This window comes from Rufibacter glacialis (assembly GCF_008271745.1).
Taxonomy (GTDB): Bacteria; Bacteroidota; Bacteroidia; order Cytophagales; family Hymenobacteraceae; genus Nibribacter; species Nibribacter glacialis.
In genome coordinates, this window is the sequence record NZ_VKKZ01000026.1 from 31,366 (window position 1) to 47,761 (window position 16,396).

The 16,396-nt window shown below is 54.4% G+C and carries 15 protein-coding genes; 10 read left to right on the top strand and 5 right to left on the bottom strand.

The genetic code is table 11. The annotated features are described in order from the left end of the window. Positions 1-91 precede the first annotated feature (91 nt). From FOE74_RS20445 to FOE74_RS20480, 8 genes are all read left to right on the top strand, one after another. Complete coding sequence (locus FOE74_RS20445) at positions 92-892, top strand: LiaF transmembrane domain-containing protein (RefSeq protein ID WP_149100506.1); 801 nt, start codon at positions 92-94, stop codon at positions 890-892. 50 nt (positions 893-942) lie between these two features. Then, positions 943-1,968, top strand: coding sequence for a sensor histidine kinase (locus tag FOE74_RS20450; protein ID WP_149100507.1), 1,026 nt, complete (start codon positions 943-945; stop codon positions 1,966-1,968). Continuing rightward, a complete protein-coding gene (locus FOE74_RS20455; protein WP_149100508.1) occupies positions 1,965-2,708 on the top strand; it encodes a LytR/AlgR family response regulator transcription factor in 744 nt (247 codons plus the stop codon). Before FOE74_RS20450 ends, FOE74_RS20455 begins: the two co-directional genes overlap by 4 nt. 343 nt (positions 2,709-3,051) lie before the next feature. Next, positions 3,052-3,666: a TetR/AcrR family transcriptional regulator gene (locus FOE74_RS20460; protein WP_149100509.1), complete on the top strand. Its 615-nt coding sequence runs from the start codon at positions 3,052-3,054 to the stop codon at positions 3,664-3,666. Between the two features lie 3 nt (positions 3,667-3,669). Continuing rightward, positions 3,670-5,148 (top strand): TolC family protein, encoded by a 1,479-nt coding sequence (locus FOE74_RS20465; RefSeq protein ID WP_149100510.1) that lies wholly within the window; start codon positions 3,670-3,672, stop codon positions 5,146-5,148. A 33-nt stretch (positions 5,149-5,181) separates the two neighbouring features. Continuing rightward, entirely contained in the window at positions 5,182-6,312 is a 1,131-nt protein-coding gene (locus FOE74_RS20470; RefSeq protein ID WP_149100511.1) for an efflux RND transporter periplasmic adaptor subunit, read from the top strand. A gap of 67 nt (positions 6,313-6,379) precedes the next feature. Further along, the gene (locus tag FOE74_RS20475) at positions 6,380-9,757 is read left to right on the top strand and encodes an efflux RND transporter permease subunit (RefSeq protein ID WP_149100512.1); all 3,378 of its coding nucleotides are present in this window, start codon (positions 6,380-6,382) and stop codon (positions 9,755-9,757) included. 34 nt (positions 9,758-9,791) lie between these two features. Next, positions 9,792-10,049 carry an acyl carrier protein gene (locus tag FOE74_RS20480; protein ID WP_149100513.1) on the top strand — a complete coding sequence of 86 codons (258 nt, stop codon included), beginning with the start codon at positions 9,792-9,794 and terminating at the stop codon, positions 10,047-10,049. Positions 10,050-11,023: 974 nt separating this feature from the next. Here the strand turns inward: FOE74_RS20480 and FOE74_RS20485 are convergent. From FOE74_RS20485 to FOE74_RS20495, 3 genes are all read right to left on the bottom strand, one after another. Continuing rightward, positions 11,024-11,776, bottom strand: coding sequence for a M48 family metallopeptidase (locus FOE74_RS20485; protein WP_149100514.1), 753 nt, complete (start codon positions 11,774-11,776; stop codon positions 11,024-11,026). 204 nt (positions 11,777-11,980) lie between these two features. Then, positions 11,981-12,859, bottom strand: coding sequence for a YkvA family protein (locus FOE74_RS20490; RefSeq protein WP_149100515.1), 879 nt, complete (start codon positions 12,857-12,859; stop codon positions 11,981-11,983). A gap of 286 nt (positions 12,860-13,145) precedes the next feature. Then, positions 13,146-13,787: a C40 family peptidase gene (locus tag FOE74_RS20495; protein ID WP_149100516.1), complete on the bottom strand. Its 642-nt coding sequence runs from the start codon at positions 13,785-13,787 to the stop codon at positions 13,146-13,148. A gap of 288 nt (positions 13,788-14,075) precedes the next feature. Here FOE74_RS20495 and FOE74_RS20500 point away from each other — a divergent pair, with 288 nt between their 5' ends. Then, the gene (locus FOE74_RS20500) at positions 14,076-14,429 is read left to right on the top strand and encodes a hypothetical protein (RefSeq protein ID WP_149100517.1); all 354 of its coding nucleotides are present in this window, start codon (positions 14,076-14,078) and stop codon (positions 14,427-14,429) included. Positions 14,430-14,516: 87 nt separating this feature from the next. Here the strand turns inward: FOE74_RS20500 and FOE74_RS20505 are convergent, their stop codons facing one another. Then, positions 14,517-15,143, bottom strand: a complete 627-nt coding sequence (locus tag FOE74_RS20505) for a thioredoxin family protein (protein ID WP_149100518.1) — start codon at positions 15,141-15,143, stop codon at positions 14,517-14,519. A 4-nt stretch (positions 15,144-15,147) separates the two neighbouring features. Next, a complete protein-coding gene (locus FOE74_RS20510; protein WP_225840914.1) occupies positions 15,148-15,627 on the bottom strand; it encodes a TlpA family protein disulfide reductase in 480 nt (159 codons plus the stop codon). Between the two features lie 123 nt (positions 15,628-15,750). On the opposite strand from FOE74_RS20510, the gene FOE74_RS20515 reads away from it, so the two are divergent. Next, on the top strand, positions 15,751-16,308 hold the full coding sequence (locus FOE74_RS20515; protein ID WP_149100520.1) for a type 1 glutamine amidotransferase domain-containing protein: 558 nt from the start codon (positions 15,751-15,753) through the stop codon (positions 16,306-16,308). Positions 16,309-16,396: the final 88 nt, after the last annotated feature.

Here is a 16,396-nt window from a genome sequence, read left to right on the forward strand (position 1 = left end):
CGTTCACCTACTTTCTGTGGGCCTTGGCCTACTTCCCGTTGTGCCACGACAAGCGACCCTCTACTTTTGGGACATACTTCAGAACAAGGTTATGGAAAATCAACACATAAAAAGAACCGGGAGCTGCCAGGGATGGGGAGGCACCACCACCCGAGGAGGCCGGGTAGCCGGTGGGTTGTTGGTGGTAGGCATAGGGGCTGTGTTGCTGGCCTACCAGCTAAACGCGATTGTGTTGCCGCGGTGGGTGTTCTCCTGGAAGGTCTTGATCATCGTGATAGGATTGATTTCCGGAATCCGGCATTCTTTCCGCAACCCGGGGTGGATCTTTCCGGTGCTCATTGGCGGTGTGTTCCTGCTGGAAGACCTGCTGCCGGGCGTCTCCATCAAGCGGTACATCTGGCCAGCCATTATCATGGCCGGAGGACTCTGGCTCATTTTCAAGCCCCGGCATCCGTTTGAGGAGAATTTCAGGAACAGAAGACCCATGGGAACCAGGTTCCGCGGACCCCAGCCTCCGCCCCAGAGTGCCCCCTACAACGCCACCGCCAGCCATGATGATTTTCTCAAAGCCACGGCCATCTTCGGGGGCATTAAAAAGAACGTTTTCACGAAAGACTTCAAGGGGGGGGACATTGTGACCTTCTGCGGCGGCGCCGAATACAACCTCACGCACGCTGACTTGCAGGGCGAAGTCATCATTAACATCAATGAGGTGTTCGGGGGAGTGAGCCTCATCATTCCGCCGCATTGGAAAGTGCGTTCTGAGGTGGTGACGGTGTTTGGCGGGATTGACGACAAACGAGCCTTTGTAGAGGCAGCCCTGGAATCTGACAAAGTATTGATCCTCAAGGGAACCGTGTTCTTTGGCGGTATTGAGCTCAAAAGTTATTAAACCGCTTACCTACCTGTCTTTCCACCTGTTTTCAAAAAGCTGTCTCGTGTATGTCTTCTCTTAAGGTGATTCTGCTGTACCTGGGTTGGGCCCTGCTTTGGGCGGTGGTGCAGACCCTGGTGATCCAAGAGGCCGGTTACCCGGTGGGCCTGGCCTGGAAAGACGCTTCCCTGAGCAGTGGCCTGGTGGTGGGCAGCGGCTACGTGATGTCTTTGGCGTTGCGCTTTTACCGGCCGGGGGGCCTACAGGTGGTGTACCTGATGGGCTGGAGCCTGGGGGTGGCCATGATCAGCTTGGTGCTTTGGGAAACAGGAATGGAGTACCTATTAAGTCCGCAGGAAGCGTATCTGGCTTTCGTAGAACAGACCTTTTTTGTGCGGCTGGCGTTTGCCTGGCTTATGATCCTGTTCATTGTGCTGCAGAACTGGCTCTGTTTCTACGCCCTTGAAAAGCAGGAAGCCGAGGAGCGAAAAACCGCCACCGAGAAACTGGCCCGCGAGGCGGAGCTGTTCAACCTGCGCCAGCAATTGCAGCCGCACTTCCTGTTCAACAGCCTCAATTCCATCAGTGCACTGGTGAAAACCCAGCCCGACCAGGCTAAGAAAATGGTGCAGCAACTCTCAGATTTCCTGCGGGGCACGCTACGCAAAGACGACCAGACCATGGTACCCTTGGCGGATGAACTGCAGCACCTGCAGATTTACCTGGAGATTGAGAAAGTACGCTTCGGGCACCGGTTGCAGACCCAGGTGGACTACCAGGAGGAGAGTCTCCCGCTGCAGTTGCCGTACCTGCTGCTGCAGCCCATTGTGGAAAACGCCATCAAGTTCGGGCTCTATGACACCATTGACGACATCCTCATCCAGATCACTGCCACCCGGCAGGACTCCCTGCTGGTCATCAGCACCCAGAACCCTTTTGACTCGGCGCTGCTGCAACACAAGCAGGGCACCGGATTCGGGCTGGAGTCTGTGCGCCGACGCCTGTACCTGTTGTACGCCCGCACAGACCTGCTTTCTACCCATCAGCAAGACAACGTTTTTATCACCACGGTTAAAATCCCACAGAAGCCATGATCAAGTGCCTGGTAATTGATGACGAACCTTTGGCCCGCAGCATTGTCTGCGAGTACCTGCAGAAGCACCCAGACCTGGAGATCGTGCAGGAGTGCAGCAACGGTTTCGAGGGCGTGAAAGCCATTCTGCAGCACCAGCCCGGTCTGGTGTTTCTGGACATTCAGATGCCTAAGATCAACGGGTTTGAGATGCTGGAACTGGTAGAGGCCGTGCCCGGCGTGATCTTCACCACCGCCTTTGATGAGTATGCCATCAAAGCCTTTGAGACCAACGCCGTAGACTACCTGCTCAAACCCTTCACCCAGGAGCGTTTTGACGCCGCTTTAAAGAAATGGCGGCAGAAACAGCAGCAGCCGGTACCGGAGGCAGCGGTGAAGGTGCTGGAGGAAGTCCCCGCCAAGCAGCCCGAAGAACAGGTGCGCATTGTGGTGAAGGTGCACAACGACATCCGGATCATTCCCGTGCACGACATCCACTACCTGGAGGCCTATGACGATTATGTGAAAGTCCATACGGCCTCTGGCTGCTACCTGAAGAAGAAAACCATGGGCTACTATGAGAAAACCCTGGAGAAGAGCAAGTTTGTGCGCGTGCACCGCTCGTACCTGCTGGCCCTGGACCAGCTCACCCGCATTGAGCCGCTGGAGAAAGAAACCCACGTGGCCCTGCTGCGCAACGGTACCCGCCTGCCCCTCAGCAAAACCGGGTATGCCAGATTGAAGGCCGTTTTAGGAATCTAACCGCTAAACGCAAATAAAAAAACAGAATTGTACCCTTTCTGCCGGGCCTCGGCGGAAGCCGGGTTTGCTGTGCCCTTTAGCACCCCTTTTTCCTAAACCAGCCCTGAAACAGGAAAAGCCGCAGCCAGGAATTCTCCTCTTCAACTTCCTGCCTGCAGCATTCGGGTTAGAAAAACGCTGGGAATAGTGCAGAGTTTAGGCGGTTTATTGGCTGCTTTTTTAGAAATCAAACGAATCTTATTTTGTTGTAATTCAATGTGTTAACATGATTTTTGTATTTGGTTTGGAAACTTTGGAAACACTGAATGTTTCCTTAGGTTAGGCCCAGAATCGTCGAAAAACCATGGAAACCAGAGACAGGATCCTGCACCAGGCCCGGGCCCTTTTCTTCCAGAAAGGCATCAAAGCGGTCTCCATGGATGACGTGGCGGCGCACCTGGGGGTGTCCAAGAAAACCCTCTACAAATGGTTCGCCAACAAAGATGAGGTGGTGCTGGAAAGCATGCAGCAGTACATCCAGGCGGTGGAAGGTACCTGTAGCCAGGCCATTGCGTCGGCGGCCAATGCCATGGAGGCCATGTTCCAGATTGTGGAGATGGTGCGGGACATCATGCGGCAAATGCACCCCAGCATTTTCTATGACCTGCAGAAATACCACCCGGCCGCCTGGAGGCTCTGGCAGGAGCATAAGAACAATTTCTTCCTGGAGCAGACCAAAGAACACATGCAGCGGGGCATCAGGGAAAAACTGTTCCGGGAAGACATAGACGTGGAGATCCTGGCCCGGCTGCGGCTGGCCGAGGTGGAGCTGGGGTTTGACTCAGAGAACTTCCCGGCAACTCAGTTTGACCTGCAGAAAGTACAGGTGGCGCTGCTGGAGCATTTCATTCTGGGCCTAGCTACGCTCAAAGGACATAAATTGGTGAACCAATACAAACAGATCATAGAAGACGAATAAGGTATGAAAAAGCGCATCTACGTCAGTTGGCTTCTGGTAAGCTGGCTGTTTTTCTTGCAGGCGCCCCATTTGGTTTCGGCCCAGGAACAAGCGTTTTCGTTGCCCCAGGCCATTCAGTACGCGCTCCAGAACCGGCCCAGCCTCAAAACGTTGCGCAACCAGGAACAGATAGACAAAGCCCGGGTGGGCGAGGTGCGGGCAACCGGGCTGCCGCAGGTGAACGCTGGGGTAGAGATCAACAACAACTTCATTCAGCAGAAGTCCATCGTGGATTTCAGCGAGTTCGGCGGAGCCTCGCAGCTCAACGACTTCACCATCACGCAGCAGCAGCTGAGGTCTGGGCAGGACATTGTCTTGTCGCCCTCTTACTCCGCACCCGACAGCGTGCCCGGGCCGCAGGCCATCACGTTCGTGCAGCCCTGGACGGGGGCGGCGGCCCTTTCTGCTTCCCAGCTGTTGTTTGACGGGTCGTACCTCATCGGCCTGCGGGCCGCCTCTACCTATACCCAGCTTTCTAAAAAGAATACCCAGCAAGGCGAGATAGAGGTGGCCGAACAGGTGAGCAAGGCCTATTACAGTGTGCTGGTGGCCGGGGAGCAGATCAAGCTGCTAGACCAGAACCTCCGGCGCCTGGACACGCTGCTGCGGCAGACCATCATCATGAACCAGAACGGGTTTGTGGAAAAACTGGACGTAGACCGCCTGCGGGTCAGCTACAACAACCTGAAGATAGACCATGACAAAGCACAGCGGCTGCTGGCGCTGAGTCAACAGTTGCTCAAGTTCCAGATGGGCTTTCCGCAGGCGCAGCCCATCCTGCTCACCGACCAGTTGAACGAGAACAGCCTGGCCACCGCCAAACCCATGGGCAACTACGCCGGGTTCGCGTACGGAAACCGCATTGAATACGGTATTCTGGAAACCCAGCGGGATCTGGCGCTTTTGAACCAGCGGAACATCAAAGCAGGGTACTGGCCGCGGCTGCTGCTCAACGCGAACTACGGCTACAACGGGGTGGGCAGAACGTTCTCGCGGCTGTTAGACGTGCGGGCGGGCGCCAATAACACCACCACCCGCAACTGGTTTGACTTCGGCGTGGTGGGCCTGAGTTTGCAGGTACCCCTCTTTGACGGCCTGCGCAAAAGTTACCAGGTGCAGCAATCCCGGATCCAGCTGGAGAACGTGAAGCTGGGCTTTGAACAGCTGCAGCAAGCCATAGACCTGGAGTTGCGGCAGTCAGACGTGACCCTGGAAAATACCTTGAGCGTGCTGCGGGCCCAGCGCCAGAACCTGGAACTAGCTGAGGAGATCGCCCGGGTCTCGCGCATCAAGTACCAGCAGGGCGTAGGCTCCAACCTGGAAGTGATCACCGCCGAGACCGACCTGCGGGCTGCCCAGACCAGCTATTACAGTGCCCTCTATGACGCCCTTATTGCCCAGGTAGACGCTGACCGGGCTACCGGGGCCTTACTCCTGAAATAACTTAAGAAGCCTCTTCATCTCATCTTTAGACTTATGAAAACGCATCTCATTGCCGGTTTTGTCGCCATGGCGCTTTTGTCTTCCGCCTGTGGCGAGAAAGATAAGTCGGCGCAACTGGCAGATCTGAAAAAGCAGCAGGCCGAACTAGCCAGCCAGATAACCCAATTGGAAACCGAACTGCAGAAGGAAGGCAAGGGCAGTGCCCCCATAGTAACCGCTGTGCCGGTGACGGTGGTAACCGTGCAGCCTGAGACATTCCGCCATTACCTGGAAGTGCAGGGCCGCGTGGACTTCGACCAGAACGTGATGGTAAGCCCCAAGGTGCCAGGCGTGCTCACCAGCCTGCGGGTAGACCCGGGAAGCCGAGTGAGCCGTGGCCAGACCCTGGCCACCATTGACGCCGGCCCGCTGGACCAACAGATAGCTGCCCTTCGCCCTAACCTGGATTTGGCCCGCACTATCTACCAAAAGCAGAAAAACCTCTGGGATCAGAAAATCGGCACCGAAATCCAGTTCCTGCAAGCCAAGAACAACGTGGAGAGCTTGGAGCGCCAGTTGGCTGCCATGCAGGCCGCGCGGGCTCAGTACATTGTGAAAGCCCCTATTTCGGGGGAGGTAGACCAGGTGGTGCCTAAGTCCGGGGAGGCGGTGGCGCCCGGTATGGGCATCATCAGGTTGGTGAATGCCAACAGCGGCAAGATCGTGGCCGAGGTCTCTGAGGCGTATGCCAGCAAGATCAGGAAAGGGGATGAGGCGCTGGTCATGTTTCCTGACCTGAACCAGGAGATCAGGACTACGGTACGGGTGGTGGGCAGCAACATCAACCCGAATAACCGGTCGTTCACGGTGGAACTGGGCGTGAAGCCGGCCGACCAGGGCAAGGTGAACCTGCGGCCTAACATGGTGGCCGTGGTGCGCATCCAGGACTACGTGAAAGAGAACGCCCTCTCGCTGCCGCTGGATATTGTGCAGAAAGACGAGCAAGGCAACTTTGTGTACGTGGCCGAACAGAAAGGCGGGCAGCGGGTGGCAGTCAAACGCCCCATCACCACCGGTGCTTCTTACGGCGGCAAAGTGGAAGTGAGCACGGGTCTCAACGCCCAGGACCAGGTCATCCGGGCCGGGGCCCAGAACCTGAACGAGGGTCAGCCGGTGGTTTTCTGAGGAGTTTTTCAAAAAAAGGGGCTAAAACGTGCCGCGGCACCTTAGGGCTTCCTACAATCTCATTCCTATGGAACAGTCAAACAATAGCAAGGAATTCAAGCCTACCAGTTGGGCCATAGACAACCGCACCAGTATCTACATCATCACCCTGATCATTGCCCTGGTGGGTATTCTGGCCTACAACCGCCTGCAGAAGGAGAATTTCCCAGACATTGTGATCCCCACCATGATCGTGACCACGGTGTACCCCGGTACCTCGCCCTCAGACATGGAGAACCTGGTCACGCGGCCCATTGAGAAGCAGATCAAGTCATTGAACGGGGTGAAGAAAGTGACGTCTACCTCCATGCAGGATTTTGCCATGATCACCGTGGAGTTCAACACCGGGGTAGACGTGGAAGTAGGCAAACAGCGCGTGAAAGACGCCGTAGACAAAGCCAAAACCGATTTGCCCACCGATTTAGACCAGGCGCCGGATGTGCAGGAGATCAGCTTCTCTGAGATGCCCATCATGTACGTGAACCTCTCGGGGAATTTCAGTGCCGAGAAACTGAAACAGTTCGCTGAGGATTTGCAAGACCGCATGGAGGCTCTGCCGGAGATCACCCGCGTAGACATTGTGGGCGCGCTGGAGCAGGAGGTGCAGGTGAACCTGGACATGTACAAGATGCAGGTGGCGCGGGTTACGTTCATGGACATTGAGCGGGCCATTGCCACGGAGAACATGACCATCTCAGGCGGTACCGTGCGGGTAGGCGACATGAAACGGGCCGTGCGCGTAGTGGGCCAGTACACCGATCCCACCGCCATTGGCGACATTGTGGTGAAATCCCTGGACGGCGGCAACATCTACCTGCGCGACATCGCCCAGGTAACTGACACCTTTGAGGAACGCGAGAGCTTCGCCCGGCTAGACAATGACCCTGTGATCACACTCAACGTGGTCAAACGAAGCGGCGAGAACCTGATTGAGGCCTCTGACAAGATCAACGCCATCATTGACCAGGCCCACGGCACCCAATTACCAGAGAGCCTCAAAATCACGGTGACCGGTGACCAGTCTACCAGCACGCGCCATACCCTCAATGACCTCATCAACACCATCATCATCGGGTTTATCTTGGTGACCTTGATCCTGATGTTCTTCATGGGGACTACCAACGCCTTGTTTGTGGGGCTGTCGGTGCCCATCTCTATGTTCATCGCCTTTTTGATCATGCCCATGATCGGATTCTCTTTGAACATGATCGTGCTCTTCTCGTTCCTGCTGGCCTTGGGAATTGTGGTAGATGACGCCATTGTGGTCATTGAGAACACGCACCGCATTTACCATGAGACCAATTGGGACATTGCCAAATCAGCGAAGATGGCGGCCGGTGAGGTGTTTCTGCCGGTGCTGGCGGGAACGCTCACCACGGTGGCGCCTTTTTTACCCCTGGCATTCTGGCCGGGTATTGTGGGTGAATTCATGTTCTACCTGCCCATTACCTTGATCATCACCTTGATGGCGTCGTTGGTGGTGGCCTTTATCATCAACCCGGTGTTTGCGGTGTCTTTTATGCGCCGCGAGAGCAATCCAGCGCAGCAGAGGAAAACGTTCCGGCTGTCTATGTTGATTATGGGAGGGTTGGCCCTGTTGAGTTATCTGGTGGGCTGGCTGGGTATTGGCAACCTGGTGGTGGTGCTCATGGCGTTTGTGGCGTTGAACAAGTTCGTGTTCACCGGCTGGATCAATAAATTCCAGCGCAAGGTCTTGCCCGCCTTCATGAGTCGGTATGAGCGCCTGCTACGCTGGATGCTGATTGGCCGGCGCCCTTACAAGGTGCTGGGGTTGGTGGTGGCGCTGCTCTTCGGGTCTTTTATCATCACCGCCCTAAGAGCCCCCAAGGTGGTGTTCTTCCCGCAGGGTGACCCTAACTTTATCTACACCTACATCAGCATGCCGGTGGGAACAGACCAATCGGTGACGGATTCCATTACCAGGGTGGTGGAGCGGCGGGTGTTTCAGGTGGTAGGCCAGAAGAATCCCAACGTGGAATCCATCATCTCCAACGTGGCGGTGGGCGCGGGTGACCCCATGGCAGGCAGCAGGCAGGCCGAGTCTAACAAGGGGCGGGTGACGGTGGCGTTTGTGGAGTATCAAGACCGGGAGCCGGGCGTGAGCACCGCCAGGTATTTAGATGATATTCGGGAGGCGGTAAAGGGCATTCCCGGGGCTGAGATCACGGTGGAGCAGGAGCAGAACGGCCCGCCGGTGGGCAAGCCTATTCTGGTGGAGATCGCGGGCGAAGATTTTGCCGGCTTGATCCAGGTTTCCAAGAACGTGCAGCGGTACCTAGATTCGGCGCAGATTGCCGGGGTAGAAGACCTGCGCACCGACCTGGAGGACAAGAACCCAGAGATCACCATTGAGATTGACCGCGTGCGCGCCAACCGCGAAGGCGTGAGTACAGCCCAGATTGGCGCTGAGCTTAGAACGGCTATTTTCGGGAAAGAAGCCTCTAAATTCAAGAAAGACGAAGACGAGTACCCCATCCAGATCAGGTTAGCCGAGCAGTACCGCAAGAACATTGACCAGCTCATGGGCATGGTGCTCACCTTTAGAGACGCGGCAGGCATGGTGCGGCAGGTGCCGGTGTCGGCGGTAGCCACTATCAAGTATTCCACCACCTACGGCGGCATCAAACGCAAGAACCTGAAGCGCGTGATCTCCCTTTCCTCAAACGTACTGGGTGGCTACAACCCCAATGAGGTGGTGGCCAATATCCAGACGGCGCTGGACCGTTTCCCTACGCCGGCGGGCTATGAGATCAGGATGGGCGGCGAGCAGGAAGACCAGAAAGAGACCATGGATTTTCTTTCGTTGGCCGGTATTGCCTCTATGGGCTTGATATTCTTGGTGTTGGTGACGCAGTTCAATTCCGTTTCCAAGTCGCTCATAATTTTATCAGAAGTTATCTTCTCGGTGATAGGGGTATTGCTAGGTTTCTCTGTCTTCAATATGGATATGTCCATTGTGATGACCGGAATTGGGATCATAGCCCTGGCCGGGATAGTGGTGAAAAACGGGATTTTGTTGGTGGAATTCACTGATGTGCTGTTGGGAGAGGGAATGGAATTGGAGGAGGCGATTGTGATGGCCGGTAAAACGCGCCTGAGCCCGGTGATGCTGACCGCCACCGCTACCATTCTGGGTCTTATTCCGCTGGCCATTGGGTTGAACTTCAACTTTTTCACCCTGTTCACCCAGTTTGACCCGCACTTTTTCCTGGGCGGCGAGAACGTGACCTTCTGGGGACCTCTGGCTTGGACCATCATTTTTGGCTTGAGCTTTGCCACGTTCCTGACCCTGTTGGTAGTGCCTATGATGTACCTGATCAATGAGAGAATCAAGAACCGGGTGCTTCCTGAACGCCGCGCCAAAAAGGCGGTTTTAGTAAGCTGATTTGTTTGACCAAGGACTTTAATTTTTTACCTATATGATTACTGCACATACCCCATCTGTTACCCGGCAAGTCGTTAAAATCATCAGTAAGACCAAAGAGATCAAGCCGTCGCGCCTGCGGGTCTCTGCCGACCTCAGCAAAGAGTTTGGGTTTGACACCGTTGATGTGGTAGACATTATCCTGGAGCTGGAAAAGAGCTTCAAGATTGTCATCCCAGATGAAGTGCCTTTGAACACCGTGGGTGATTTTGTAAACTACGTCTCTACCCACACCATTCGCCAAGCCAGCTAACCCCTTTATTTATAAGATTGCTCATTTTTGATCTCGAAAGGCAGGGGGAATTTCCTTCTGCCTTTCTTCATGTAGGAGGAGGTGGGTTTAAGAGACGCCGCGGAAGCGAAAAAGGGTGAGCGACATTTTAGCCCAATTTTAGAAAAATTGGCCCTGAAACCTTTAGGAAATTTAGGTACAAGGGGGAATTTCTTCCATTTGCTCTCCTGGTTCAAGTCTGTGACTTGGACCTAAAATGATCTGAAGTTTGCAACTTCAGTGAGGCGACAGCCTCAGGAAAGGCGGTCAAGGGCTTAGCATCAGCAAGTAATTTCCTTTAGTTCAAAGCTTTTACCCCTCATTACCTTCTTACTTGATCTCTACCGCTTGTTCCTCCGTTTGGAGGTTTGTCACTTTTCTCCTTGATGCTCAACCTAATCAAAAGAATCAAGAAGCCCCGAACTCGCTGACGTTCAGACAGGCGGGGCTTCGGTGCGGTACCACCTGGCAACCGTCTTTTATTTCATAGGAAACTTGCGTCTAACTAGCTTGAGCCGTTCGTCACGTGCGGCAGGACGTCCCTCGGCCTCACGTAGGCCTTCATCCCGCCCTGCCACAAGTGAAATGCTTGCTTGGGAGAGGTTGCAATGCCTTCCTTCGTCCTGCGGACTGGTGGGGAAAGCCGCTGTTACCTGGTGCTCGTCGTTTGTTGATGGTAGAGACAAGGCATGCCTTGTCTCAATAGTTCGGCCGTAAAGAACGCGTACCACAGGCAAGGGCTTCTTCTGCCTTGGGCGCAGACGCTCGCAGGACCTCCGGACGCTGCGAGGTCTTTGAGCAGACGGTATTGCGGATAGGAAGAGGTTGGCGTACCCGTAATTTCCCTCCTCTAAGGAGTAGCTAATGGTGTTTCAGGGCCGTTCTCCAGAAAACAGAGCCGAAACGGTTTCCTCTTTCCCCACTCAAGACTCAGAACTCAAGACTCAGAACTCTATCTAGTACACCTGCAGCCTATAGGCCTTCAGTTGCTTGTCAAGGCCGCGGGCGTCGCCGCTTATTTTGTCTAAAAGGGCCCAGAAACGGGGGCCGTGGTTCTTTTCTACGGTGTGGGCCAGCTCATGCAGGATCACGTAGTCGCAGAGGTGGGGCGGCAGGCGCATGAGGTGGAGGTTCAGGTTGATGTTGTTGGTGTAGGAGCAGCTGCCCCAGCGGGTCTTGGCGTTTTTGATGGCCACCTGCTGGTAAGAGAACCCGAACTGTTGGGCAAAGTGCGCCACGCGTTGCGGTAGATAGCGCTTGGCCTCCAGCCGTAGGGTGTATTCCACGCTTTGCTTGATGTACTCCTGCACGTCTGGGTGTTCATAGCCCACCTGCTCTGGGTACCACACATACAGGATACCATCTTTGAGGCGGCTCTTGGCCTGTGGTAAGGGATGGGGGAGCAGCAGCAGTTGGTGGAACCGGGTCTTGAACTCTACGTCCGGGGAGAAAAGCGTCTTTTTCTGTTGTTCCTGTTGCTGGTTTGATAAGTGCTTCCTGATCCAGGGAGCCTTCTCCTGCACAAAAGTTTCGGCCTGGGCCAGGGTGGCGCGTTTGGGCAGGGTCACCCGTACGCCCTGTCCCGGCTTGATGCTGATTCTAACGTATTTGGCAGTAGCGCTGGGCACAAACTGCACCAGGCCAATGGTATCTATCTCCTTCTCCAGAATCCCCTTGGTAAGGGCGGGGGTACTTTTCTTCCTCTCCATAGCTAGAACAAAGATACAGCCTGCCCAGCTATTTTTCCTTATTCAACAGCAGGGCTTTGCAAAGCCGAAAACAATAAAAAAGACGCCCCGCTAGAGACGTCTTTTTTATAGGTTTTAGGTCAAGTCTGAAGGAAAATTATCCCCCTTCATTTTACCATTCTCTCAATCATTCATTCTCTCAATCATTCATTCTCCCAATGAAACCTAGCGCACGTTGCCGCCGTGGTCCATGTCATAGTTGTTGCTGTTGGGAACCCGGGTGCCGTCGGTGGTAGAGGCGCGCACATTGGGCTCTCCGTAACCGGTTGGTACACCATGATCTGTAGGGGCGGCATCATGGGTGGCGGTGGGGTCTATCTCCTGAATGGGCGTGCCTTCCACTGAGTGGAGGCTGGTCACCGGAATGTCCTGCTGGGTAGAGATGATGCCCCCGGTAGAGCCTTGGGAGCCAGAGGACTCATTGCCCATCTGCATATTGCCTGCTCCTTGCCCGTGGTGCTGCTGTTGCGCCGAAGAACCTATGCCGCTGGTAGACGGTGCCGTGGGGGTGCTGGTGCCGTATTGGCCCGCCGCCTCGTTCTGGTATTTAGGGCTATGGGCAGAGTTATCAGCACTCAGGGCCAGAGGGGCAGAAGCAGCCGGGTCTTGGGCAGTAGTTCGGGTGGGTTGGGTAGCCTCCCAGGCATGGAACTTGTCCATCTCGGTTTTGATGCTGGTCATGAACCAAGCCAACAGCGTGGCGTCATCCAAAAGCCCGATCACCGGGATCCAGTCGGGGATCATGTCAATAGGCGACAGGAAGTAGATGAGCACGGCCACTCCCATCACCACCGTGTTGTTGGGAATGCCTTTGTATTCGCCGGAAACGGCGGCTTTGATCATGCGGGTAAGGGTGCCCACGCTCTCCATGACCTCGGCGGCAATAGTGCCGAAGTCTTTTTTCTCGCTCGCCTTCTGATAGGCATCATTCAGGAGTTGCTTGATGCGCAACGGCTGCCGGATGTACTCTTCTGCTTTCTGCAGGAAGCGCTTGAAGAACGAGGATTCATGCACGTTCTGTTTATTTTGGGTTTCGTTTTCCATATAAAAATTGACGTTTAATAACAGGTGTAAAGTCCAGAGGCTTTCAGCCCCCGGACGAAGTAACGAAAAAAAGGAGATGCAAACCGACAAGAATTTGCCTGGGGCAGCAGACGGCCGCAGTGCTGGTCTGTAACACTTTCTATACTAGGTTTTACCGGAAATAGTTAGAAGTGGGAATAGGTATTTCTGTCCGTTTAGGCCGGCTTTCAGAAAAGGAGGGGCAAAAGAAAAGCGCCTGTTCCAGCAAAAGGAACAGGCGCTTTGATATAGGCTATTACCGCGGTGGTTAGATGACTCTGCCGGCGGCGTAGAAATTCTTCTTGTAGTAAGGCGACATGAGCGAGTTGATCATTACCCCACCGTTAGAGGCGGAATGGATGAACTTGCCGTCTTTGAGGTAAATGCCCACGTGGAAGATGGGTTGGCCTGGGCCACGGCGGAAGAAAACCAGGTCACCGGTTTCCATGGCGCTTTTAGAGACTCTGTTCACCTGATGGAACATGGAGCGGGAGCTGTGGGTAAGCGAGATGCCGTACACCTGCTTGTAGACTTTGCTCACAAACCCGGAGCAGTCGGTGCCGCGTTGTGAGCTGCCGCCAGAGCGGTAAGGGGTACCAATCCAGTTGGCTACGGTTTCCAGCAGTTCCTTGTCCTCGTCAAAATCAAGCTGCAGGCCCAATGACTGGGAGTAGTAGTTGTAGAAGAGAGAGTCTTTGAAGGTGAGGCTCTTCTCTCTGGCCACTTCATTGGCGGGTTCAGAAAAATTGAATTGATTGTGCTCCAACGCCCATTCCTGGATTTGTTCTGATGGGGTAGTGTTGAAGGCTTCTTCAGAGTAGGTGTTGGCTGAAGAAGGTTGTACTTCATAGAAGAAGGACAGAAACGCAGAGCCTAAGGCTAGTGCAGACAGAATGTAACTTTTCATCATCTGTTTTAATGGTGAAACATCGGGTGGTACCGGCTGCAGCAGAGACCACTCGCGGCCCTTCCAACTGTAAGCGCCAAAGACGCCGAAAAACAGGAAGAAAGCCCTTTTACTGGGAGTTTAGTTGAATGGCAACATAAACTCGTTAAGTCAAAGGTAGATATGAAACCTTTTAAAACCAAACTCGTATAAGGCGCCTTTTAGTATTTTGGCAGGAAAAGAAAAAAGCAGAAAGAGGGAGAATGTAGCTTGAGAAAGCGGAATGCCGTATAAAGTGGCAAAAGAAAAAAGATGGAGCCCCTTGAAAAAAAGTTGAAAATAGTGGAGCGGTCACCGTTTGCGCGCATTGCCCGGTGGGTCTTGAAGAGCTCCAACGTGGCCATGGTGTTGGGCAAAACTATACACTTAAGCGGAGTTTCCAAAGAAAATTTTCTGCGCGACTCGGCCTGGGTGGCCCATGAACTGTGCCATGTGCGTCAGTTCCAGGAGCATGGCTACCTGAGGTTTTTATGGCTCTACCTGCTTGAATCAGCTAGAATGGGCTATTATCACAACAAATTTGAGGTGGAGGCCCGTATGGCGGGGGTAAAAGAAGCCCATCTGGCCAAAACTAAATCAGGCGCATCTACCGGTCATCAAGGGTAGGCGGGTGCATAAAAGAGGGGCGCCGCTTCGGGTCTGTTTTATGAAAAACAAACCCGAAGCGGCGCCCCTCTTTTACCGGTAGGTACCTTAGCTGTTGTTACGCCATTTGATGGTGCAGCCAATGGCTTTGGTGCTGGTCTGGGGTACGGGCTTGCCGGTGAGCAAGTGGTCCAAGGCCGTTTCTACATACCGCTTTTGCACTTTTTCAGGGTCCCCAGAATTGTCGTCAATCGCGCCTATGTAGCTGACTTTCAGGTCTTGACCGTTGCGGGTGAGCAGGTAAATGTGCGGGGTGCGGGTGGCGCCGTAGCGTTTGGCCACTTCCTGGGTCTCATCATGCAGGTACACAAACGGGAAGTTCTTGTCTTTGGCCCGCTTCTGCATCTGGGCATAGGAATCACCGGGTGAGATGGTCACGTCATTGGGGTTAATGGCAATGACAGGATAGCCTTTGGGGGCATACTTCTGGTGCAGCTGAACCAGCCGGTCTTCATAGAGCTTGGAGTAGGGGCAGGTATTGCAGGTGAAAGTGACAATAAACCCTTTGGCCTCTTTCTGGTCCCGTAAACTCACCATTTGGCCGTTCACGTTTTTCAGCTTGAAGTCAGTCGCGGTGTCGCCTACCTGGTAGCCGCCTTCGGCTGTACGGTAGGCTGAGGTGCCCAGCAAAGTGAGCACGCTCAGAATGAGCAGGAAATAGTAAGGTTTTCTCATAAGGTTAAGGGGTTTTAGAGAGGGTAGAGGTTAGGTGCTGCTGCAGTTGGGCCAGGGTCATGGGCTTCTCCAGGAAAAGCCGCTGCTTACGGGCATTGTTTATAAAAAGCGTAGCCGGAATGGCGCCGCTCCACGAAGGGTCCACAATATCAATCCAGGCATTCTGGTCTGGTTCATCCAGCAGGAAGACGATGCTTTTCAGTTTGTTCCTGGTCACGAACGGCACCACGCGCTTGTCCAGGTCTTTCACAAAGTCCATGCTCACCAGGATCACCTTCACCGGTTTGCCTTTAGACTGTTGCTGCACGGCCTCAAAGTGCGGAAGCTCCTCTATGCAGGGTTTGCACCAGGTGGCCCAGAAGTTGATGATGTAAGTGGTGTCTGCGGTAGAATTCAGGTATTTCTGCAGGTGCGCCAGCTTCACGGCCGGCACCTTGGGCGCCTGCGCCTGGGCGCGAGCAGTCAGCAGTACGCTGAATAGCATAAAGCCAAGGAAGAGTGGTAGGCGTAAAAACATACTTTTCCGGTATTTCATATCAATGTAACGAATCTTTCCCTCCCAATGTACAATAATATACGATTTTAACATATAGATAATTTGAAGAGTATGGCACAGAAATTAGCCGGTAAGAAAATTGCCATTTTGGTAGAAAAAGGATTTGAGCAGGTGGAGCTGGAAAAGCCCCGCACCGCCCTGGAAGAAGCAGGGGCGGAAACCCACCTTATCTCGCCGCAGGCGGGCACCGTCAAGGCCTGGGACATGACCGACTGGGGAAAGGAATTCCCCGTGGACAAGGAGTTGAAAGCGGCCGTGGCCTCTGACTATGATGCCTTGCTGCTGCCCGGCGGCGTCATGAACCCCGACTACCTGCGGGCCAATGCCCAGGCCGTGGCCTTCGTGCGAGCCTTCCAGGACACGGGCAAACCCATTGCCGCCATCTGCCACGGCCCCTGGACGTTGATAGAGGCCCAGGCCGTAAAAGGAAGAAAGATGACCAGCTGGCCCTCGCTCAAAACCGACCTTACCAATGCCGGGGCCACGTGGGTAGACGAGGAAGTGGTCACAGACCAGGGGTTGGTCACCAGCCGCAAACCAGAGGACATTCCGGCCTTCAACAAGAAAATGATTGAGGAATTCGCCGAAGGCAAGCACGACCGAAGCTAAACGGTTCTTCTGCTAACCAGAACGGTCGGGGCCGGCAGTACTGCTGCCGGCCCCGACCGTTTTAGGCCCTTTTTACCAAAAGAGACCC